Annotated in this window: 22 protein-coding genes; 1 reads left to right on the top strand and 21 read right to left on the bottom strand. The window is 47.8% G+C overall.

What is annotated here, in order from left to right; all coding sequences use genetic code 11:
- Positions 1–121: 121 nt before the first annotated feature.
- The 9 genes from Ga0451573_RS13055 to Ga0451573_RS13015 form a co-directional block, all read right to left on the bottom strand.
- Positions 122–1,447 (bottom strand): pyrimidine-nucleoside phosphorylase, encoded by a 1,326-nt coding sequence (locus Ga0451573_RS13055; protein ID WP_231684568.1) that lies wholly within the window; start codon positions 1,445–1,447, stop codon positions 122–124.
- The gene (locus Ga0451573_RS13050) at positions 1,444–2,268 is read right to left on the bottom strand and encodes a purine-nucleoside phosphorylase (RefSeq protein ID WP_231684567.1); all 825 of its coding nucleotides are present in this window, start codon (positions 2,266–2,268) and stop codon (positions 1,444–1,446) included. The genes Ga0451573_RS13055 and Ga0451573_RS13050 overlap by 4 nt, the downstream gene beginning before the upstream one ends.
- Positions 2,269–2,300: 32 nt before the next feature.
- Complete coding sequence (locus Ga0451573_RS13045; protein ID WP_269438266.1) at positions 2,301–3,482, bottom strand: phosphopentomutase; 1,182 nt, start codon at positions 3,480–3,482, stop codon at positions 2,301–2,303.
- 30 nt (positions 3,483–3,512) lie between these two features.
- A complete protein-coding gene (gene xerD, locus Ga0451573_RS13040; RefSeq protein WP_231684566.1) occupies positions 3,513–4,400 on the bottom strand; it encodes a site-specific tyrosine recombinase XerD in 888 nt (295 codons plus the stop codon).
- 104 nt (positions 4,401–4,504) lie between these two features.
- Complete coding sequence (locus Ga0451573_RS13035; protein WP_231684565.1) at positions 4,505–4,858, bottom strand: hypothetical protein; 354 nt, start codon at positions 4,856–4,858, stop codon at positions 4,505–4,507.
- A 12-nt stretch (positions 4,859–4,870) separates the two neighbouring features.
- On the bottom strand, positions 4,871–7,462 hold the full coding sequence (adhE, locus tag Ga0451573_RS13030; protein ID WP_269438265.1) for a bifunctional acetaldehyde-CoA/alcohol dehydrogenase: 2,592 nt from the start codon (positions 7,460–7,462) through the stop codon (positions 4,871–4,873).
- A 95-nt stretch (positions 7,463–7,557) separates the two neighbouring features.
- The gene (gene spoIIM / locus Ga0451573_RS13025; protein ID WP_231684564.1) at positions 7,558–8,193 is read right to left on the bottom strand and encodes a stage II sporulation protein M; all 636 of its coding nucleotides are present in this window, start codon (positions 8,191–8,193) and stop codon (positions 7,558–7,560) included.
- 80 nt (positions 8,194–8,273) lie between these two features.
- Positions 8,274–8,954 (bottom strand): hypothetical protein, encoded by a 681-nt coding sequence (locus tag Ga0451573_RS13020; RefSeq protein WP_231684563.1) that lies wholly within the window; start codon positions 8,952–8,954, stop codon positions 8,274–8,276.
- Positions 8,955–8,970: 16 nt separating this feature from the next.
- The gene (locus Ga0451573_RS13015) at positions 8,971–10,188 is read right to left on the bottom strand and encodes an endonuclease Q family protein (RefSeq protein WP_231684562.1); all 1,218 of its coding nucleotides are present in this window, start codon (positions 10,186–10,188) and stop codon (positions 8,971–8,973) included.
- A 218-nt stretch (positions 10,189–10,406) separates the two neighbouring features.
- Here Ga0451573_RS13015 and Ga0451573_RS19845 point away from each other — a divergent pair, with 218 nt between their 5' ends.
- Positions 10,407–10,538 (top strand): hypothetical protein, encoded by a 132-nt coding sequence (locus Ga0451573_RS19845; RefSeq protein WP_269438264.1) that lies wholly within the window; start codon positions 10,407–10,409, stop codon positions 10,536–10,538.
- Here the strand turns inward: Ga0451573_RS19845 and Ga0451573_RS13010 are convergent.
- The 12 genes from Ga0451573_RS13010 to Ga0451573_RS12955 all read right to left on the bottom strand — a co-directional run bounded on the left by Ga0451573_RS13010 (position 10,535) and on the right by Ga0451573_RS12955 (position 21,320).
- Positions 10,535–11,668, bottom strand: a complete 1,134-nt coding sequence (locus Ga0451573_RS13010; protein ID WP_231684561.1) for a DUF3866 family protein — start codon at positions 11,666–11,668, stop codon at positions 10,535–10,537. The two genes, Ga0451573_RS19845 and Ga0451573_RS13010, sit on opposite strands and share 4 nt — an antisense overlap.
- A gap of 47 nt (positions 11,669–11,715) precedes the next feature.
- Positions 11,716–12,855: a M20/M25/M40 family metallo-hydrolase gene (locus Ga0451573_RS13005; protein ID WP_231684560.1), complete on the bottom strand. Its 1,140-nt coding sequence runs from the start codon at positions 12,853–12,855 to the stop codon at positions 11,716–11,718.
- A 107-nt stretch (positions 12,856–12,962) separates the two neighbouring features.
- A complete protein-coding gene (locus tag Ga0451573_RS13000) occupies positions 12,963–13,175 on the bottom strand; it encodes a transcriptional regulator (protein ID WP_231684559.1) in 213 nt (70 codons plus the stop codon).
- 51 nt (positions 13,176–13,226) lie between these two features.
- Entirely contained in the window at positions 13,227–13,670 is a 444-nt protein-coding gene (locus Ga0451573_RS12995; protein WP_231684558.1) for a GNAT family N-acetyltransferase, read from the bottom strand.
- Positions 13,671–14,219: 549 nt separating this feature from the next.
- Entirely contained in the window at positions 14,220–14,531 is a 312-nt protein-coding gene (locus Ga0451573_RS12990) for a type II toxin-antitoxin system RelE/ParE family toxin (protein ID WP_231684557.1), read from the bottom strand.
- Positions 14,521–14,781 carry a type II toxin-antitoxin system Phd/YefM family antitoxin gene (locus Ga0451573_RS12985; RefSeq protein ID WP_231684556.1) on the bottom strand — a complete coding sequence of 87 codons (261 nt, stop codon included), beginning with the start codon at positions 14,779–14,781 and terminating at the stop codon, positions 14,521–14,523. The genes Ga0451573_RS12990 and Ga0451573_RS12985 overlap by 11 nt, the downstream gene beginning before the upstream one ends.
- A gap of 263 nt (positions 14,782–15,044) precedes the next feature.
- A complete protein-coding gene (locus Ga0451573_RS12980) occupies positions 15,045–16,370 on the bottom strand; it encodes a sigma-54 interaction domain-containing protein (RefSeq protein ID WP_231684555.1) in 1,326 nt (441 codons plus the stop codon).
- A gap of 21 nt (positions 16,371–16,391) precedes the next feature.
- Positions 16,392–18,116, bottom strand: coding sequence for an acetate--CoA ligase (gene acsA / locus Ga0451573_RS12975; protein WP_231684554.1), 1,725 nt, complete (start codon positions 18,114–18,116; stop codon positions 16,392–16,394).
- Between the two features lie 64 nt (positions 18,117–18,180).
- The gene (locus Ga0451573_RS12970; protein ID WP_231684553.1) at positions 18,181–18,744 is read right to left on the bottom strand and encodes a GNAT family N-acetyltransferase; all 564 of its coding nucleotides are present in this window, start codon (positions 18,742–18,744) and stop codon (positions 18,181–18,183) included.
- A gap of 208 nt (positions 18,745–18,952) precedes the next feature.
- Entirely contained in the window at positions 18,953–19,504 is a 552-nt protein-coding gene (locus Ga0451573_RS12965) for a 2-oxoacid:ferredoxin oxidoreductase subunit gamma family protein (RefSeq protein ID WP_231684552.1), read from the bottom strand.
- Entirely contained in the window at positions 19,504–20,259 is a 756-nt protein-coding gene (locus tag Ga0451573_RS12960) for a thiamine pyrophosphate-dependent enzyme (RefSeq protein WP_231684551.1), read from the bottom strand. Before Ga0451573_RS12960 ends, Ga0451573_RS12965 begins: the two co-directional genes overlap by 1 nt.
- On the bottom strand, positions 20,259–21,320 hold the full coding sequence (locus Ga0451573_RS12955) for a 3-methyl-2-oxobutanoate dehydrogenase subunit VorB (protein WP_231684550.1): 1,062 nt from the start codon (positions 21,318–21,320) through the stop codon (positions 20,259–20,261). Before Ga0451573_RS12955 ends, Ga0451573_RS12960 begins: the two co-directional genes overlap by 1 nt.

The raw sequence follows: 21,320 nt of genomic DNA, 5'->3' as shown, positions 1-21,320 counted from the left end.
ATTTCTGATTCAAACATTTCTAAGATTTCATTTAAAGTATTTCAATTTCTTAAGGGGGTTATTCGCACTTTCTCAAAGGCGCTATTCGCCAAACCAGTTTTTCACCGGACAAACCTATCTGTTAGTACAGTTCGACTCCTTCTGCAGTCACCTGGCCCCAGACAAGCTTTCTGGCCGCCGGTGGCTCCTTGCTGATAGTGAATGCCTCCAGGACCATATTCCTGCTCCTGTTCGCCGTTTCTGTATTACTCACATGGAGAACTGCCAGAGTTTCACCCCTGGCAACTCTTTCCCCGCGCTTTTTCTTCAGCTCAATTCCCACCGCAAGGTCAATCTTAGATTCTTTGGTCTCCCTGCCGGCGCCGAGCATCATGGCAGCAATGCCTATTTGTTCTGCCCTGATTCCCGAGATATAACCGTCCTCAGGTGCAGTCAGCTCAATTTTTTCACCTGCCTGAGGAAGTACTGACAGATCGTCAATAAATGAAGCATCCCCGCCCTGGTTTACCACCAGTTCCCTGAGCTTTGCCAGGCCGCGGCCGTTATCCATTATTTCTTCCAGCATGCCTCTGGCCTCATCTGCTGATTCTGCCGGCCCAGCCAGGTGTACCATCTGGCTGCCCAGAACCAGGCAGAGCTCCCTAAGGTCAGCCGGACCTTCCCCCCTGAGGCACTCAACAGCCTCCCGTACTTCCAGGGCATTACCCACCGTCTGTCCCAACGGCTGTTCCATGTCTGTAATCAGAGCTGTAGTCTGTCTGCCCACATGTGTACCAATTTCCACCATAGCCTTTGCCAGGTCCACAGCGCTGGGCAGGGTTTTCATAAAGGCGCCGTCTCCTGTTTTCACATCCAGGATTATGGCATCTGCCCCGGCAGCTATTTTTTTGCTCATCACACTGCTGGCAATGAGTGGAATGCTGTCAACCGTAGCCGTAACGTCCCTTAGAGCATACAGCTTCTTGTCGGCAGGAGCAAGGTTCCCAGTCTGACCTCCGATACTGATTCCAATGCGGTTAACATTTTGAATAAACACTTCCCGGTCAAGGGAAGTATTAAAACCAGGGATAGACTCCAGTTTATCTATTGTCCCTCCGGTATGTCCGAGTCCTCTCCCGGACATCTTGGCAACCGGGACTCCGGCTGCGGCCACCAGCGGCCCCAGGACCAGGGTTGTCTTGTCACCAACACCGCCCGTACTGTGCTTGTCTACTTTCCTGCCCTTTATTCCAGATAGGTCAACCCGGTCACCTGAAGCCACAATCGCCATGGTCAGGTCAGAGGTCTCCCTTGCCGACATGCCCCGAAAAAAAACAGCCATAACAAAGGCTGCTATCTGATAGTCAGGAACACTACCTGACATATAACCGGCAATCAGCTGGTTTATTTCTCCGGCAGACAGCTCCATGCCGTTTCTTTTTCTGAGAATTATATCATATACCCTCATTCAGGGTTCACCTCATCCAGGACCCCTTTAACCAGAGTGATAAACTGGTCCCGCACCCTGTTAGCCGTTTCCATAACCTCTGCATGGCTAAGCCTTTGCGGCAGGACTCCTGCTGCCATATTGGTAACACACGATATTCCCAGAACCCTGATTCCGGCATGATTAGCCACGATGACCTCAGGCACTGTTGACATGCCTACAGCATCAGCGCCAATGGTCCTAAGATACCTGATCTCGGCGGGGGTCTCATAAGAGGGTCCTGTCAGACCCGCATATACACCTTTGCGGCAGGCCAGCCCGTTCTTTCGGGCTACCTCCTCTGCAATTCGGATTAATTCCCTGTCGTAAGCCTCAGACATATCCGGAAACCTGGGCCCGATATCATCATAGTTTGGCCCTATCAAAGGATTTGTCCCCATCAGGTTAAGGTGGTCGGTAATCAGCATCAGGTCACCTGAGCTGAAGTCCCGGTTGATTCCTCCAGATGCATTGGTAACCAGGAGAACCCGGACCCCCAGTTTCTGCATCACCCTTACCGGAAACACAACCTGTTCCATGGCATACCCCTCATAAAAATGAAAACGTCCCTGCATCAGCGCCACATTTTTGCCGGAAAGTTCACCGAAAATAAACTGGCCTTCATGTCCCTCCACTGTAGAGACAGGAAAATGAGGCAGTTCTGAATAATGCAGCCTTTGCTGATTTTTCACCTCGGCAGCCAGAACGCCCAGTCCGCTCCCCAGAATAACTCCCACCTGAGGACGAATTGACACTTTCCTCCTGATAAAATCAACAGTTTTCTGAAGCTTCACTGAACTCATATATACTTCTCCTCCCTCCAAGGCATTACAAACTATAACACTTCTTTCAAAAAGCTTGTCCCATGGCTGGTCTGCAATCCGAAAACTTCTGCTATGGTTGCAGCTATATCGGCAAAGCTCTGCCTTACACCCAGGTTAGTCCCCTTTTTCCCCACAGGGCTGTAAACCAGCAGGGGGACATATTCTCTTGAGTGGTCAGTACTCTCTGTAGTCGGGTCACAACCATGGTCTGCGGTAATTATGAGGAGTTTTTCCTCACTGATCAAGTCTATAATTTCCGGCAATCGGCCATCCAGTTCCTCCAGGGCCCGGGCATATCCTTCCGGATCATTCCGATGTCCGTAAGATGAATCAAAATCCACCAGATTGGTAAAAATAAGCCCTTCCTGCGACTTTCCCAGAAATTCCAGAGTCTTATCGACTCCATCCATATTATCAGTTGTGTGTACAGCTTCAGTAATTCCCCGGCCTGCAAAAATATCCTCAATTTTGCCGACTGCCTGTACAGCTCTGCCGCTTTCCTTGAGCATGTCCAAAATTGTCGTCCCTACAGGTTCCAGGGAAAAATCATGTCTGTTGGAGGTTCTTTTAAACTCCCCCGGTTTGCCGATAAAAGGCCGCGCAATCACCCTGCCTACGGCATAGTCTCCTGTCAGAATTGCTCTGGCAGTCCGGCACATTTCATAAAGCTCGTCCAGGGGGATAATCTCCTCATGGGCTGCAATCTGAAACACACTGTCAGCTGAAGTATATACTATCGGTCTCCCGGTTTTTATATGTTGTTCACCCAGGCGGGCCATTATCTCAGTCCCGGAGGCCACCTCATTACCCAGGGTCTTTCGCCCTGTCCTGGTTTCAAATTCTTTGATAATAAAATCAGGAAACCCTTCGGGAAATGCCGGAAACGGCTTTTGCAGGACCAAGCCTGATATTTCCCAGTGACCGGTGGTAGTATCCTTGCCGGCGGAGACCTCTGCCATTCTGCCAAAGGAAGCCAGAGGCGCTTCTGCCGGAGGCGCCCCTGAGATTTCCACAATATTACCCAAACCCAATTTCTGCAGATTGGGAATCTGCAGGCCTCCAACTGCCTTGGCTGTATTTACCAGGGTATTGCTCCCTCTGTCTCCATATGCATCGGCATCAGGAAGTTCACCGATACCCAGACTGTCTATTACAATTAAAGTTATGTTTCTTATTTCTTTTATATTGCTCATCTTAACCTCTCCTGCTGCATAAATTAATAATCAAGCCCGCGGGTGGCTCTTGGTATATACCTCCCTTAAACGTCCTTTGGTAAGGTGAGTGTAAATCTGTGTTGTAGTAATATCGGCATGCCCCAGCATCTCCTGCACAGAACGCAGGTCAGCCCCGTTTTCCAGCAGATGGGTGGCAAAGGAATGTCTCAGGGTATGTGGGGTAATATCTTTGGCAATCCCGGCCTTGTTGGCATACTTTTTGATAATCTTCCAAAACCCTTGTCTGGTAAGTCTTCTGCCATGCTGATTGACAAACAGGGCCTTTTCAGATCTGATTTTAATCAGTTTTGCTCTCCCTTTTTGCAAATATTCGCTGACACATTTGCGGGCCAGGCTGCCCACAGGCACAATCCGTTCCTTGGAACCCTTTCCGAAACACCTTATGTACCCCATTTCCAGGTTAATGTGATTTATGTCAAGGGAAATCAACTCACTGACCCGTATTCCGGTAGCATAGAGCAATTCCAGCATTGCCTTATCGCGCAGCCCGGTGGGTTCTATCCCTCTGGGCTGACTCAACAGGTTTTCAACTTCATTAACGGTTAGGATACGAGGCAGCTTTTTTTCCAATTTGGGTGATTCCAGGTTTGCTGTCGGGTCTTTTTCAATGTACTTCTCCCGCAGCAGGAAATGATAAAATGACTTCAGCGCTGCCAAATGCCTTGACACGGTAGCAGTAGCCCGTCCTCTTTTCTGCAGGAAGAGCATGTAAGACATAATCACATGTCTGGTAGCTTGCTGTACATCATCAACCTTTTCATTCTCCAGAAATGCCATAAACTGCTTTAAGTCCCGGTTATATGAATCAAGTGTATTATCTGCCAGACCCCGCTCTACCGCAAGGTAATTGATAAATTCTTTAACCAGGCTTTTCATCCCTTTTACCTCACTTTACACGTTATCCGAATCATATTCATCCGAAAAAATAAGAGTAGCCCAGACTACTCTTATTTCCACAATAAACCACCGAAATCCTTTTTTCATTGGTCCCTGTGGTAAAAATCTCTAACTTTAACAACAAACTGGTCTAGAACAGTTGGGTTATTCTCTTGGGTTTCCCTGACCTGGTTCTCCACCCTCATAGGATTTCCACTTGGTTTATCATCTCTAAGCCATCCTTCCCTGATCAGCTCATTACCGTGGTACATGTTGTATAAATGGCCAACCACCAGCGCCAGAACAAGCAGTGTTACCAAAACCCGAAAGCCCGCGATAATTTTCCTTTTCGTGCGGGGCCTCAAAACGACCAGCACCTGTACCACCTCTTCTTTTCCTTTTTTATTGGGAGCATCTATTATCATATTTTTATGACAAGAAGCGGGAAAATAGAACACATAATACCACCTTTAGTGCAGATAGGCCTCCCGGTATATTTCCTCAATTTCCTTTATCAGGGGCATCCTCGGGTTCGAAATGGTTGACTGATCCTCAAAAGCCTTCTCCGCCAAAAGGGGCAGTTTTTGCAGGAACTCCTTTTCGTTAACCCCGCATTCGGCAATGCTCATGGGCACCTGAAGCTCTGCCATCAGGTTTCTTATAGCTGCCACCAGGCTGTTGACCCCGTTTTCCGGTGTATCTGCCTGCAGTCCCAGGTAAGCGGCTATCTGGCGGTACTTTTCCGGTGCAATAAAGTGTTCATACTTGGGCCAGGAAGCAAACTTGCTGGGTTTCTGGGAATTATACCTGATTACATGTGGCAGCAGGATTGCATTGGCCCTGCCGTGAGGAATATTAAACTCCCCGCCCAGTTTATGGGCCATGCTGTGGTTGATTCCCAGGAAGGCATTGGTGAAAGCCATCCCTGCTATACATGAGGCATTATGCATTTTTTCCCTGGCCTCCTGATCCTTACCGTCCCGGTAGGCTTTGGGCAGATATCCAAATACCAGTTCAATTGCCTTCAGGGCCAGGGCATCGGTGTAATCTGATGCCATCACCGAGACATATGCCTCAACTGCATGTGTCAGGACATCGATACCGGTATCGGCAGTTACCTGTGCCGGCACACTCATCACAAAATCAACATCAATAATCGCCACATCCGGGGTCAGCTCATAATCAGCCAGAGGGTATTTTATATCCTCTCCTTTATCTGTAATGACTGCAAAGGCGGTGACCTCGGAACCTGTTCCACTGGTGGTGGGAATAGCCACAAATCTGGCTATTCTGCCCATTTTGGGGTACTTATAAGTACGCTTCCTGATATCCAGAAACTTTAATTTAAGGAATTCAAACTCCACCTCCGGGTGTTCATAAAAAAGCCACATGGCCTTTGCTGCATCAATAGCAGAACCTCCGCCGAGAGCAATAATGGTGTCAGGCTGAAACTGCTTCATAAAACGGTAACCCTTCCTGACCGTTTCCAGAGACGGGTCTGGCTCCACATCGTAAAATACATCGGTATAAACATGTTCAACTCTTTTCTGAAGATGATACATGACCTTATCCAAATAACCCAGTTCAACCATTGCCGGGTCAGATATGATGACAGCCCTCCGCACATTGGGCATTTTAGCCAGGTACTGGATACTCCCCGATTCAAAATAAATCCTCTCAGGCACACGAAACCACTGCATCTTAACCCGTCTCCGGGCTACCCTTTTTACATTAATCAGGTTGGCGGCACTGACATTGGAGGTAGTCGAATTATGTCCCATGGAGCCGCAGCCCAGGGTGAGTGACGGCATATTGGTGTTATACATTTCCCCAATAGCTCCATGGGTGGCCGGAGCATTTACGATAATACGCCCTACCCTGATTTTTTCGGAAAAGTTTCTGATGACATCCTCATTGGCGCTGTGGATAACGGCCGAATGACCCATCCCGCCAAACTCAACCATATCTGCAGCCTGTTTAATCCCGTCACGGTAACCATCGACAATATAGCAGGCCAGAACCGGGCTGAGTTTTTCTCTTGATAGAGGATAATCAGCGCCAATCCCCTCCAATTGGGCCACCAGTATCTTGGTATCAGGCGGAACCCGAAAACCTGCCATCTCTGCAATTTCTACTGCCGATCGGCCAACAATATCAGGGTTCAGGGAGCACCTGTTGGCACAGGTAGCCATCTTAGACAGAGCCATTATTTCATCATTATTTAAAAAGTAGCAGCCGTAATGCTGCATTAGGCTCACTGTATCTGGCGCAATTTCACTGTCAATAATCACCGCCTGTTCCGAAGCGCAAATCATGCCATTATCATATGTCTTGCTGAGGATCAGGTCGGTAACTGCCCTGTTAATATCAGCGCTCTTTTCAATATAACAGGGAACATTCCCGGGTCCGACTCCCAGGGCGGGTTTCCCCATACTGTAAGCCGCCTTCACCATTGATGAACCTCCTGTAGCCAATATAGTAGCCACACCGGGGTGGGCCATCAGATAGGTGGTTGCTTCCAGCGAAGGCTGTTCTATCCAGGAGATACAATTCTCCGGAGCCCCGGCGGCAATTGCAGCCCGAAGCATAGTCTCAGCAGCGGCAGCGCTGCATTTCTGGGCCCCGGGATGAAACGCAAAGATAATGGGGTTGCGGGTTTTTATTGAAATCAGGATTTTAAACATTGTAGTTGAGGTAGGATTTGTTACCGGAGTGATCCCGGCGATTACCCCAACCGGTTCCGCTACTTCCAGATAGTCCTCCTCCTCATTTTCATGGATAATCCCTACTGTACGGTGGTATTTGATACTGTGATACACCGACTCCGTGGCAAACATGTTTTTGGTTATTTTGTCCTCATAGATCCCCCGGCCAGTTTCCTCTACCGCCAGCTTTGCCAGTTCCATATGCCTGTCCAGACCTTCCAGGGCCATGGCCTTCACTATATCATCCACCTGTTTTTGGTCAAGCCTAAGGAACTCCGCCGCCGCAGCAGATGCCATTTTTACCAGTGAATCAATGTGGTTTTTAATCCCTTCAGACAAAGCATCATTACCAGTCATAATTTAAAAACCTCCGGTTCAGAAATGTTTACACATACTCTAACCAAAGGTTTTCCTACTCTACACCTTTATATTCAGCCATCCGGGATACTTTTTCATCTTATATAGCCGGCGACAGATTTGATCACAACAGGAGTGACATATGTTTCCAGGAGCCCGGCAGCGCCGGCGACTACACACAGTACCAGCATTACGCCGGTATAGGCACCAAGGTAACTTCTGATTCCGGCAGTCGTCCGGGACTGAAAACGCCTCCTAATCAACATCGCAGAAAAAGACATGGCAGCCACACCTCCAACGATAACGGCAGGAATAATCAGCAGATTGTGGGGCAGCACTGATATCAAAGCAAAGATAAAACCCTTTACTGCCTTTTCCCGGACCAAAAACCCGATGGTAAAGCCGATCACAAATCCCTTGGCAAATACGGCCACTATCACCATTGGAATACCAATGACTGTAAGACCCAAAATATACATGGCAGCTATAATATATACGCTGTTGAATATATTCTTTCTGAAAAACACCTGCTCACTAACCGGAGAAGTGGTCACCTGCTCCAGAAAGCTGTTAAAATAAGCAGACAGGTGGTCAGCCTGATCTGTGCTGATTTCCCCGGCGGCAGCAGCCCCAAAGGCAATTCCGGCAAAGAGAAAAACGGTAATAAAAAGAAACAGATACCATTTCCTGGCCAAATATTCAACTGCAACTTGTCTGACCCAAAAACGCATCCGGCAGCCTCCTTTTGTCCTATATAACCAAATTTATGGCCGCAAATGCATTTTTATGCCTATGTTATTTTTTGCCCAGATTATTTCCCCAGAGCAATAAATCCTTCCTCAATAATTAATCTCATAATATACTCAGCAGCCAGGATATCTTCCAGGGAATTGGCGCTGGCAGCAACAACCGAAATCCCGGTTCCGGCCTGTTCCGCTGCGGCGACAGCCCTTTTGGCAGCCGCCCTGGCAGGCTCGGAACCCCGCTTTTTGATGGTCCTGGCAATTGTTCCGGTTATCACCGCAGGTGCGCCCGCGGTAACAGCGGCATCATAAGCCACTCCCCCCGTATCGGTAACTGCAACAACAACCTTTCCGGAAAACTCACCCAGTTTGGTCGTTTCTGCGCCAATATTGGGATAGACAGCATCTATCAGAGCGCCTGTACTCAGTACACCCCGAATGGTCCTGCCGGCTCTGGCACGCCGTTCCTCTTCTGTCCCCACCCTGGGCTCACTGATAATTATGACGCCGGTACCCGCTTCTCGGGCTGCCCTGCCTGCCATTTCACCGATGGTCTCCGGTGACAGCTTCACCGGAGCTCTTGATGCATCCGGGCTGGCCCCGAACACCCTTAAGGCACCTGCATCCAGGGCTGCTTCCAGGGTTGTCGACATATCAATAACATCAACAACCATGACCACATTTTTAGCTTCCGCGGCCTTGACCGCACCTGATGCATTAACTGTGAGAAAAACTCCACTGTTTGACATTCCGGTATCACCACTTTCATTTATGAACTCTTCCGTAATAACCCCCGCCGCCGGCCGATACCGTTAGTTTCCCCTGTCTGGCCAGGACTATCATCTCAGCTGTCTTATTACCGGCCAGGTTTTCCAGGGCCGCCTCACTGTAATGATGCAGTATCTGCATCTCAGTTGCGGCCTGCAGCAGCTTATCCAGGGTCTTTTTACCTATGCCCGGAAGATTCTCCAGGGGAATCTGGTGGTAGTACGGGGGCCTGTGCTCCGGAGGCGCGGAAGAGGTATTATCCCTGATCTCATAAATCCGGTCCAAAACCCCAATAACCACCCTGCGCCCGTCAACCGGTAAACCGCAGCCGGTACAGCTCATAACCGGCGGCTCATCCTTAACCGTCAGACCACAATCTTCACAATAAGTCCGGTGGTACTTGCCCAATTTGGGGTCAAACCCGTAATTTGCCATCACGCAGCGGCCATTCTCGCGCCTGAGCGCCATCACAAGCTCACTGTAGTCAGGCTGCTGCATCCTGATAATGTTGTATTCCCGGCCTATTTTGGGCAGTGAATGGGCATCCGAATTGCTGATAAAGCTCTTCCCGGACAGTTCAGAAATCATATCGGCATAGTTGGAGTCAGAACTCAGTCCCAGTTCAACTGCAGGAATCTTAGCCCAGGTCTCCGGGGACATGATCTCCAGAGCGCTGCTCACACAACTGCCATACATTCCCTTATGTGGAGTAAAGGCATGTGCCGGAACGACTATCCCGCCAATTTGTTCTACTGTTGCTACTACTTCCTCAATCGACATCCGGCACTTCTGGGAGCTCAAACCGATATTCCTGGTACGGCCAGGCTTAGCTAGTTCTCCCGTAAACCGCTTTACCTCATCCAACCCCGGAAAATAGCACAGGCAGTGAGCGCTTCTGAATTTATCCTGACCATCAGCCCGAATACATTCGGTTGTCTCCACTTCGCTTCCCGGTATCAGGGTTACCCGGTCCCTGTACCGCAGCCCGCCGTTTTCCAACTTAACCAAATCACCGGATGCGAGCAGTTTTGTCAAATCCTCCATAACATCCGGTGAAGAACTATCTACTATCCCCACTATATCTATGCCTTTGCGCGTCATACATTCCTTGAGGATGTTGGCAACTGTAAGGTTCATCGAAGCTGTAATTTTAACGGGAGCGCCGTTTCCGGCCCTCCCTATGTGGACGTGCAGGTCCGCAAAATAATTCTCCATATTTCCTCCAAATTTGTTCCCGGAAATAACCGCAGATGTAATCCGGTGAGCTATTGTACCGCTTTTCCGCACTTCACCAGATTACACGGTTATTTCCGAGAGCATAATAGTAGTAAATTTGTCGCTAATAATTTCTCTGTAAGGTGAATACACTATATATACCTTTGTTGAAAACAAGCTTGGCAGAACTTTTCTGCCCGGCAAAGGAGGTATTCCATATGTTAAGGGAATTCATTTACAGTGACCGGGTATATATATTCGGTACGGTCTCCGAACTCAGGGAACGCCTGCGGGAACACGCAGCGAATTATAACACGGTCAAAGCCCTGCTGGATGACCTGGCCCCCTAAAAAACCACATATCTGGTAGCCAGGACTCCGGCCGCCCCTGCAGCCAGGAAAAATTCCCGGTCCTGGCTCATGGTCCTTCCCATAGTTGTCACCACAATATCCTTTTCAATCAGGAATCTCAGCGCCGAGCTGCCATCTTCGGTAATTACCTCATGGTCAAAGGAAATCCCTGCTTTTAATAATTGCTTGTTTACGTAGTCTTCCTTAATTGGGTCCATGACCGGTATGGGGACAACACACGGGGTTATGGCAATTTTACTTAACACCGTAATCGAATGATGACTTAAACCGGTATGCCGTTCCCTGGGGTCAACAAAACTTATCCTGGGAATGGCAATCGCCCTGCCTTCCAGAATATTGACCGCATTAATTATTTCCCCCTGCTCAATACCCGTAAAACCATATTTAGTGCCTGTGCCTACTATCCCGGGACCCATGGTAACGATAATAACATCTGCCCGGGCAGCCTGTTTGGCCGCAATCAGCCCGGTATAAATATTTACTGCTTCAAAATCACCGCCAAAGGCATGTCCCACACTTACGGTAGCATCAATAAGCCCCTTATCTATTAGTTCCGCCACTGTTTTGCTCATCTGCAGCGGCAGGGCTGCCCCATCTGTCATCACATACGCCACCCGGAGCCGGCCCCGGCTTGCCGCCTTAACCCCAGCCGCTGCCGGAGCCAGCATACTGTGGAGTGTCCCCACAATAACCGGCGTTTTTTTCATTGACTTGAAATCTTCAATCTTGGGTCTTGCGGGATTAAGCTCCTCTTCCACACTAAAACACTTCACCTGCATCGGGGTGTAGCGCAGTTTCATGATATGGCCAATTTCATCAATGTCTTTTGTCTTCACGCTGAAATTTGCCATTACAAAATGCTGCCCGCCACTGCCCAGCTTTTTGTGGACAGCAGTTGTATTCAGCGAAACTGAGTCCCCTATCTGCACAGGTCCTGTCATAAAATCATAGTTAATCGCCCTGGCGATTTCCCCTTGGTTTTCTCCCTGGTTTTCCCCCTGGTTTTCCCCCTGGTTTTCTCCTTCAATTGGAATTGCAACTCTTATTTCGGTAACTCCCCGCTTGCGTTCGACAATTTCGGTTACCTTCCCCTGGCGGATTCTAATCAATTTTTCACCCGCTTTCAGCGCCTTAATGTTTTTTCGACTATATGTGCTTATGCCTTTCTTTTGGCTGTATTTTTGATAATCTCCACAAGGTATTGTGCATTCAACACCAGATTGTCGATGGTGATAAATTCCTCGGTCGAATGCACTTTAGACATCCCTATCCCCAAATTAACTGTAGGAATCCCATACCCATTGAGAATATTGGCATCACTGCCGCCTCCCGTGCTTACCGGGACCGGCTTCTGGCCCATGGCCACAGCAGCCTCCATGGCAATAAGAACAGCGGTATCTGTTACTTCGAGCTTAAGCCTGGGGTATAAAAAATCTTTTTCAACTGTGACCTGTGCTCCATATTCTCTGGCTGTTGCTTCCAGGATTTCAACTATCCGGTCTGTTTGTCTCTCCAGTTTTTCCGTATCAATACTCCTGGTCTCACCTTCGATGTTGACCAAATCAGGAATGATGTTGGTAGCTTTCCCGCCTGAAATCACGCCAATATTAGCAGTAGTTTCGTTGTCAATCCTGCCTAGCTGCATCTGTGATATTGCTTTGGAGGCAATATAGATTGCATTGATACCGTCTTCAGGGCTTATTCCGGCATGTGCCGCCTTTCCTATAATACTTGATTTTATCCGGTACTGAGCAGGAGCTCTGGTAATTATTGTTCCGGCTGCGCCGTCACAGTCAAGGACATAGGCAAGCTGAGACCTTAGTCTCTTATGGTCCAGGTTTTTAGCGCCTTTCAATCCGCCTTCCTCGGCAACTGTAAATACAACTTCGATGTCCCCGTGAGGAACACCCTGTTCTTTCAATACCTGAATGGCTTCCAGGATAGCGGCTATGCCGGCCTTATCATCAGAGCCAAGCACGGTAGTGCCGTCCGAATAAACAGCGCCGTCCCTGACAATGGGGTTTACGCCGCGCCCCGGCTCGACGGTGTCCATATGTGCGCACAGGAGAATTACCGGCGCCTCACTAACCGTGCCTTTAAGAGATGCTATCAGGTTTCCCGCCGGGTTTCCCCACTCAGTGCCGATAGCATCTCCTGCCTTATCCTCATAAACTTCAAGTCCATTTTCGATCAGTCTGCCCTTCAGGTAATCGGCTATTTCCCTCTCGTACATGGTAGGTGAGTCTATTTTCACCAGCCTGATAAATTCATCCAAAATCCTGTCTCTGTTTACCATAAGATCCCCCAAACATGTAATTTTTACCACTTTATCTTTTCCTGCATACGCATTTTTATGTACCTACTAAAGAATTCGTCAATGACCCTGCATTTCTCCTGCACTGGCTACAGCCAGGGAATTTTATCAATATGATCCCCCTGCAGCACCGGGGTAATTGCCGACTGTAGCGGTTCCGGGACCTCCTTTAGTTTCATATTATCTATCTTAAGTATTTTTGCGGTATCCACTTTTACCTTTTCCGCCAGCTCCCTGGCTGTTAGACACTGGTTTTTTCTTAGTTCCCTGACGGTTTTCTTCCTAAATGAACCGAAAAACACCTGACCTGCCCCCTCCATACTTATATTATATTTAATCGTTATATGCAGAATTTACTTTATATCAAAAAACATTATTTTGAATCTGATTCCACTACCGGCAAAGGCTTCATGGTCAAGCCAGTCGGTTTCAGCCCGAAATCCTGTCTTTTCCCAAAATCCAATGGCGGTATTGCGGGCATAGACATATATTGAGTTAATTCCTTCAGCCTTAATATATTTAAGCGCTTCATTCCATAGGCCTTTGCCCGCTTTTTGTCCCTGGTACTCCGGAAGAACAGCAGCATGCCTTAACTCAGCAGTTTTGTCTTTATAAATAATCACCACAAAAGCGCCAACTACGTTGTTGCCTTCCCGCGCCGTAAAAATAATCTCAGCCTCTCCCTTGTCGAACTGATGGCGGACATTAGGCATCCCGCGCGGTTTCCACAGCACTTCATAAAGCAGATTATCCACCTGTTCAAGTACACCTTTATCTTTTTCCACAGCGAACTGCAATCGACCCGCCTCCTCTTGTTTTATTCCAGTATACAATATTTTTTAAATTTCAAAAACACCGGAGATAGTTTAGTCCTTATATGACAACAGAATATGGGTGAAAATCATGTGGGGAGCCTTGGTTGCAATGGGAATTTCAATGCTAGCTGGGGGGTATGTTGAATGGTATGTTGGAATATGGTTAGCCTCAAAAGCTATGAATAAGCTCACTAAGTGGTTAGTAAAAAAAAAAGGACTTTAAACTTGCCACGAGGTACTATTCATGGTCTTGGCCATATGGTGTAGTTTATGTCTAAAGTACGTAAAATAACCAGATGACTGGGGTCAACTCCATAACTTACGAGTATGACACAAATCGCAACATAACCAGAGTTGGCAACAAAGTCTATATTTATGATGCCGACGACCGCCGGGCCGGCATACTTACCCATCCGGGACTACTATGTTTGGTAAACCCGTTGCAAACAGCCTTTTCACTGATGTAAATGTTGCCCTCACTCTATCTGTCTGGAGTTGATAGTGTCAACAAAATAAAGTTGGAATAGTTGTTTAAATAAACTCAGGATAGTTTCTGCCACCGTAAATTATTCTAACAATAAAAACCTTCTTTGCTTCATCATCAATACGGTATAGTACAAGATAATTCTTGATAACAATTTTTCGATATCCTTCTCTACCGAGTCTAGCATCCTGGCATCGGCTATACATGCGTGGGTTATTTACAACCTCGATGTAACTTTTCTCTACATCGTCAAGAAAACTTGCGGCCGCTGTGGGATTTGCAAGTTCTACAGCAATGTAATGAACAATATCATCAATATCCTTATGAGCCTCTTTTGAAATGACAAGTTTATAAGCCATATTTTTTTCTTGTTTTTCTTAAAGATTCAAATCCATCCATTACTTCACCTTTATCAATAGACTGCTCTGCTTCATCTAACTTTTTGTATATATCATTCATTAACATAGTTTTCTCATAGGTCTCCATGCTCATGATAACCATATCCCCATAGCCATTTTTCGTTATAAACACAGGTTCTTTCGCTTTACGACACAATTCCGATAGTTCACTGGTTTTCTTTAAGTCCCTAATTGGAATAATTTGAGGCATAATTTTCATCTCCTTTTATTCTCTGTGAGTCAATTATATCATAATTATGCCCTATTTACGAAGTATAATTACCTTCATCCCATTAAATTAAACGGCCCACCCTGGATTTCCAGCCCTTAGCCAGACTGCGCGCTTCTTCTGCTGGAAATGCTTCGTAAAGCGAATACATCACCTACACCATACCGGTAGGTCCAACTACCCGACATAAAAAATAACCGGCAGCGCTGTCTGAAGGCGCTTCCGGTTTCCATGAGGAGGCTTGCTTAGATCAAGCCATATTTATTTAACTTGTTATAGAGGCTTCTTTTGGATATTCCCATCTGTTTGGCGGTAACTGTACGGTTACCCTGATTCTCCGCAAGTCCCTGGAGAATCAGCATTCTTTCCACTTCACCAATTACCTCCCTGAGTTCTGTGCGCCTGGCAGGGACGTTAACCCCCAGAGGTGGCAAATATGTCGGGAGGATAATTTCATCAACCGGTGTCATCGAAATCATTGCCCTTCCGATGGCATTTTCCAGTTCCCGGACATTGCCCGGCCAGTTGTAAGCAAACAGGATTTGCAGGGCCTCCGGCGATATCCGTGGCGTCTTCCGACCAAAATCACCGGCTGTCTTTTTTATCAGATGAGCTGCCAGCAGAGGAATGTCGGCCCGCCGCTGTCGCAAAGGCGGCACCAAAATAGGCAGCACATTTAACCTGTAGTAAAGATCTTCCCTGAACTCATTTTTGTCTATCTTGTGTTCCAGATCGGCATTGGTAGCAGCCAGCACCCGGACATTAACCGGAATGGGTGCAGTCCCGCCAACCCGGACAATTTCCCGTTCCTGCAGCACCCGTAACAAACGGACCTGCAGACCCATATTGAGGTCGCCAATTTCGTCAAGCAGTAGTGTACCACCATCGGCCTCTTCAAAATAACCTTTCTTGCCGCCCCTTAATGAACCGGTAAAAGCTCCCGGCTCATATCCGAACAACTCGCTTTCCAAAAGTGTAGGGCTGATTGACGCACAGTTTACCCTGATAAATGGCCCCTGCCGCCGCTCACTGGCATTGTGAATCGCATGAGCAAACAATTCCTTGCCGGTGCCGCTTTCACCCCTGATTAAGATGGTTACAGATGTATCGGCAGCCCTGCGGGCCTGCTCAAGTACCGCCTTCATTGCGTCACTGACACCTAAAATATCCTTAAAGGAACACTTAACCTGCAAGTGCCTGATTGAGTCCCTGGCATCAGCCAGTTCTTCTGACAGTCGTTTAATTTCTGAAATATCATGGATTACCCCAACACTGCCCCGGAGTTCTCCATTCACGATAACAGGGGCTACATCAACTACAACTTCCTTTTTGGCCGGTCCCATTTTTAACCTGACACCATGGACAGGCTCTTGTGTCTCCAATACCTTTAGATGCATACTTTCCCCTTCAGTAACGGCAACTGACGCCGATTTATTGAGGACATCATTTTCCATAAGGCCGGTAATTTTGGTATAAGCCGGGTTAATCAGGATACCGTTCCCTTTTTCGTCAACTACCGTAATTGCATCATATGTACAGCGGATAATGGCCTCAAGTAACGCATTCTCCATAAACCATCCCTACTTCTTCGGTTAATCCTCCAAGGTTGACAGGTCGCCTGTGGGCAGCCCCATTTCTTCAGCCTTCAGCACCCGGCGCATGATTTTGCCGCTGCGGGTCTTGGGCAATTTATCCCTGACTTCAATTTCTCTTGGCGCCGCATGTGCAGCCAATTCCGTCTTCACAAAATTTCTAATCTCCTCAGCAAGCTCAGGTGACCAGGCGAATCCCTCCCGCAGGGAAATAAACGCCTTAATAATATTACCCCGCACCTGGTCAGGTTTGCCGATGACCCCGGCTTCAGCCACAGCCGGATGTTCCACCAGCTTGCTTTCCACCTCAAAAGGTCCCACCCGTTCCCCGGAGGTCTTAATTACATCATCTACCCGGCCCTGGAACCAGAAGTATCCATCTTCATCCATATAGGCAGAATCGCCGGAAACATACCAGGGGTCATACTTGAAATATTCGTTGTATTTTTCCGGATTCCTCCAGATTTCTTTCATCATGCCCGGCCACCCCTTTTTCAGGGCCAGGTTTCCCATACGCATAGGTGGCAGGATATTGCCGTCATCATCTATTATAGCGGCCTCCACACCGGGGATCGGCTTACACATGGAACCTACCCGGATATCCATACAGGGGTAGCAGCAAATCATATTTACACCGGTTTCCGTCATAAACCATGTTTCGTGAATCCTGACCCCGAAAACCTTCATAGCCCACATAATAACCTCGGGGTTTAAGGGTTCTCCCACACTGGTGATGTGCCTTAAGCTGGACAGATTGTGTTTTTTTACCAGCTCTTCATCGGCTGCCATCAGCATTCTGAATGCAGTGGGAGCGCTGTACCATACTGTTACCCCGTACTTCTCAATAGTACCATACCACTCATCGGCGCTGAAACGTCCGCCTCTGATGATAGTCGCCTTACCTAATAGCCAAGGCCCCCATACCGAATAGGAAACACCCGTTATCCACCCCGGGTCGGCAGTACACCAGAAAACATCGTCTTCACGAAGGTCATGTACATATTTCAGGGTAAACAATTGTCCCAGCATGATATTATGTGTATGCAGGACACCTTTGGGTTTCCCGGTAGACCCTGAAGTATAAAGAAGAAACATCGGGTCATCTCGATCCACCCACACCGGAGTTAATTTATCTGAGGCTTCCGCCATTTCCTTCTCATAACATATTTCACCTGACATCAGGTCCTTTTCATCAGATCCAATAACAATTACATGTCTGAGGTTGGTTAAGCCGCTTCGGGGAATCCGGTTTTTCAACGCCGGAGTTGTAACGATCGCCACCGCTTCACTGTCTGCCAGCCGGTCACGAACCGCATCTTCCATAAAGGCTTCAAAAAGCGGTCCGGCAATAGCCCCAATTTTCACGATACCGGCAAAAGTTATCAGCAGTTCCGGCGTTCTGGGCATAAAGATAAATACCCGGTCGCCTTTGCTTATTCCCAGTTTCAGCAGCAGATTGGCGAATTTGTTGGATTGCTCCTGCAGCTGGGCAAAGGTGACTTTTATTTCCTTATCTCTGTCACAATACAGTATTGCCGTTTCCTTCCCCCTTCCTCTTTCCTCCACCTGCCGGTCAATTGCTTCATAGGCAATGTTTAGTTTCCCGGTTGTATACCAGCTAAACTCCTTCTCCACACTCTCCCAGGTAAATGATTCGGCAAACTTATCATAATTTTCCATATTGTGTTTACCCTGTGACGGCAGCAGTACTTGATAATCCACCATTAATTTCTCCCCCCAATTTATATTTAAGGCCTTTATTTTTCACCTCCTAACCCGCGTCTGTCTGTCAGTGCAGCAGGTCTGTGGCCATTTCCATAAAAATACTTTCCATTGTTTCCAGTGAATAGTTAAGGTTTAACCTGTAAGGATGGTAAAGGAGCTGGATACTCGATTGAACGATGACCGGGTCAAGAGGGAAAAAATCCAGGTCCAGCGGAATACAGCCCAGCTTCAGAAAAAATGCCTTTCTTTTTAAATAATGGTCCTTCTCCTGGCAGAGTTCCAGGATATGACCGGTACACTCCGGATAACGGTCCTTTAAAAAATCCACCATCCGCCAATATAACTGCGAACCTATCCCCTGATTGCGGTAATTCTCCAGAATTACCAGAGCATCAATAAAGCCTACTCTGTTTTTAGGGTAATAATAAAAGATTACAAATCCGGCCAATTCGCCGAGGCATTCAGTGTATAACACATGTGCTTTGATTTTTTCGGTATCACCCAGCAGCAGTTTGCTAACCAGTGAATCAATGTCTCTGGCCGAACAATGAAACATTTCCCGGCAATATTTTTTGATAATGCCAAAATACCCGGATTCCCGGTTTCGCAGCTCGTGGAATTTATACATTCCCATCCACCTCCATGACAGGGTCTTGTTTCACTATATTTATAATGCAATTTTTATGCCAAACCTTTTATACCATTATAATCAAGGAATAACCAGACTCTGCTCAAGGGAAGTGTGCAGTTATCTTTACGCACAAGAAAAAAACTGCCTGCTAAATTATGCAGACAGCTTTGGAGTACTTATTGCTTTGGAGTAGCTAATCTATCGATTATATATTTGCCTGTTTGGCGAATTCGGCCCCCAGTTCCATGGCCTGTCTGTTTAACGGAATCAGGTTATGCCTGCGTTCCGGCAGCACTTTTTTCAGGGATTCAACTATAGAGTCAATTGTAACCACTTTAGTAATCTCGATATAGGCCCCAAGAATAATTATATTGGCCACCCTGGTGTTATCAAGCTTTTCATTGGCCAGTTCATTTGACGGTATTTCCAATACTCTCAGGTCATCACGGGGGATATCTGCAGTAACCAGAGAACTGTTTATCAGCAGAAGACCTCCCGGTTTCAATAGCGGCAGGAATTTTTTCAGCGAAGGCTGGTTCATTATAATGACAGTTGAGGGTTCAGTAACTACCGGTGAACTGATCTCCCGGTCAGATACGGTAACAGCACAATTTGCTGTTCCCCCGCGCATTTCCGGGCCATATGAGGGTATCCAGGCTACATTTTTGTTTTCGATCATGCCGGCATAAGTGATCAGCTGCCCCATCGACATGACACCCTGACCCCCGAAACCGGCGATTATAAGCTCTTCGAGCATTACCTGCTCACCTCCCCGGGTGTTTTGAATTCTCCAATGGGGAAATATGGCAGTACATTCTCTTCCAGCCACTTTATAGAAGCGACAGGTGACAGTCCCCAGTTAGTCGGACAGGTCGAGAGGATTTCCACAATGGCAAAGCCTTCTCCTTTAATTTGAATCTCAAATGCCTTTTTTATCACCTTTTTTGCCTTAATAACATTAGCCGGGTTGTGTACTGATACCCTTGCAGAATATGTCACCCCGTCAAGCACTGCCAGCATTTCGGTAAGTTTCACCGGATAACCGGCTCTGCTGCTGTCTCTGCCTTCAGGAGTTGTTGTAGTCTTCTGCCCTACTATTGTTGTAGGGGCCATCTGCCCCCCAGTCATCCCATAAATGCTGTTGTTTACAAAGAGACAACTGATCTGCTCTCCCCTGGCAGCAGCGTGTACAATTTCAGTAGTCCCGATAGCCGCAATATCACCATCACCCTGCAGGGAAAAGACAACCTTATCCGGGTGTACTCTTTTGACTCCGGTGGCTACTGCCGGCGCCCGCCCGTGTGAAGCCTGCTGAAAATCAACATCCCAGTAGTCATAGCAGAAAACAGCACACCCCACAGGACCTACGGCAATAGTATTTTCCCTGATACCTAATTCATCAATCACCTCAGCCACCAGGCGCTGGATAATGCCATGGGTGCATCCCGGACAGAAATGCATTATCCTGTCAGTCATTGAGGCAGGTCTGGTAAACACTTTTTTAACTGCCATCAGCGAACACCCCCTGCAGCTATTTTTTTTACTTCAGCATAAATCTCGGCCTTTGTTGGCACTATCCCGCCTGTTCTGCCCAGGAAATGGACCGGTTTCTTCCCATTTACAGAAAGACGTACATCTTCCACCATCTGGCCATTGCTCATTTCAACTGCCAGGAAGGCTTCGGCATGGTCGGCAGCCCTGTAATACGGCTCGTCAGGGAAAGGCCACAGGCTCACCGGCCTGATGAGTCCTGCCCTGATACCATCTTCCCGGGCCTGGTCTACAACAGCCTTGCATATCCTCGCTGTTGTCCCATATGCGGCCAGTACTATTTCAGCATCTTCAGCATAATATGATTCATGTCTTTTTTCTACAGCTGCAATACCGTCATACTTTGCCTTCAGCTTCCTGCAGTGTGCTTCAAGATCCTCTGGAACTATATACAGAGATGTAATCAGATTTCTTGTCCTGCCTTTGGCGCCGGTGGTAGCCCATGGCTTTTCGGGACCACTCTTAATTTCCTTAACCTTAAATTCAACCGGTTCCATCATCTGGCCCAGTATACCATCCCCCAGTATCATCACCGGATTCCGGTAACGGTCTGCCAGTTCAAAGGCTTCCATGGTCAGGTCCACAAGCTCCTGAACTGAAGCCGGTCCAAGCACAATCAGCCTGTAATCTCCATGACCGCCTCCCTTGGTGGCCTGGAAGTAATCAGACTGCGCAGGGCCGATATTGCCCAGCCCCGGTCCTCCTCTGACCATATTCACGATTACACAGGGAAGCTCAGCTCCTGCAATATAGGAGATCCCTTCCTGCTTCAGGCTGATCCCGGGGCCTGACGATGATGTCATTACCCGGGCTCCCGAGCCGGCGGCGCCAAATACCATGTTTATTGCCGATATTTCACTTTCAGCCTGCAAAAAAATCCCCCCGACTTCCGGCAGCCTCTTTGCCAGATATTCGGGAATCTCGTTCTGTGGTGTAATCGGGTAACCAAAGAAACACCTGCATCCGCCCAGGACAGCTGCTTCTGCGACTGCTTCATTTCCTTTCATCAGTACTTTACCCAA

Origin of the sequence: Phosphitispora fastidiosa, assembly GCF_019008365.1 — a bacterium.
GTDB lineage: Bacteria > Bacillota > Thermincolia > Thermincolales > UBA2595 > Phosphitispora > Phosphitispora fastidiosa.
This window is presented reverse-complemented; position numbering and strand designations above follow the sequence as displayed.

Bases quoted from the DNA above. Each gene is read 5' to 3' on its own strand.
- Ga0451573_RS13055 (WP_231684568.1), bottom strand. From the start codon at position 1,447: ATGAGGGTATATGATATAATTCTCAGAAAAAGAAACGGCATGGAGCTG.
- Ga0451573_RS13050 (WP_231684567.1), bottom strand. From the start codon at position 2,268: ATGAGTTCAGTGAAGCTTCAGAAAACTGTTGATTTTATCAGGAGGAAA.
- Ga0451573_RS13045 (WP_269438266.1), bottom strand. From the start codon at position 3,482: ATGAGCAATATAAAAGAAATAAGAAACATAACTTTAATTGTAATAGAC.
- xerD (WP_231684566.1), bottom strand. From the start codon at position 4,400: ATGAAAAGCCTGGTTAAAGAATTTATCAATTACCTTGCGGTAGAGCGG.
- adhE (WP_269438265.1), bottom strand. From the start codon at position 7,462: ATGACTGGTAATGATGCTTTGTCTGAAGGGATTAAAAACCACATTGAT.
- spoIIM (WP_231684564.1), bottom strand. From the start codon at position 8,193: ATGCGTTTTTGGGTCAGACAAGTTGCAGTTGAATATTTGGCCAGGAAA.
- Ga0451573_RS13020 (WP_231684563.1), bottom strand. From the start codon at position 8,954: ATGTCAAACAGTGGAGTTTTTCTCACAGTTAATGCATCAGGTGCGGTC.
- Ga0451573_RS13015 (WP_231684562.1), bottom strand. From the start codon at position 10,188: ATGGAGAATTATTTTGCGGACCTGCACGTCCACATAGGGAGGGCCGGA.
- Ga0451573_RS19845 (WP_269438264.1), top strand. From the start codon at position 10,407: ATGTTAAGGGAATTCATTTACAGTGACCGGGTATATATATTCGGTACG.
- Ga0451573_RS13005 (WP_231684560.1), bottom strand. From the start codon at position 12,855: ATGGTAAACAGAGACAGGATTTTGGATGAATTTATCAGGCTGGTGAAA.
- Ga0451573_RS12990 (WP_231684557.1), bottom strand. From the start codon at position 14,531: ATGGCTTATAAACTTGTCATTTCAAAAGAGGCTCATAAGGATATTGAT.
- Ga0451573_RS12985 (WP_231684556.1), bottom strand. From the start codon at position 14,781: ATGCCTCAAATTATTCCAATTAGGGACTTAAAGAAAACCAGTGAACTA.
- Ga0451573_RS12980 (WP_231684555.1), bottom strand. From the start codon at position 16,370: ATGGAGAATGCGTTACTTGAGGCCATTATCCGCTGTACATATGATGCA.
- acsA (WP_231684554.1), bottom strand. From the start codon at position 18,116: ATGGTGGATTATCAAGTACTGCTGCCGTCACAGGGTAAACACAATATG.
- Ga0451573_RS12970 (WP_231684553.1), bottom strand. From the start codon at position 18,744: ATGTATAAATTCCACGAGCTGCGAAACCGGGAATCCGGGTATTTTGGC.
- Ga0451573_RS12965 (WP_231684552.1), bottom strand. From the start codon at position 19,504: ATGCTCGAAGAGCTTATAATCGCCGGTTTCGGGGGTCAGGGTGTCATG.
- Ga0451573_RS12960 (WP_231684551.1), bottom strand. From the start codon at position 20,259: ATGGCAGTTAAAAAAGTGTTTACCAGACCTGCCTCAATGACTGACAGG.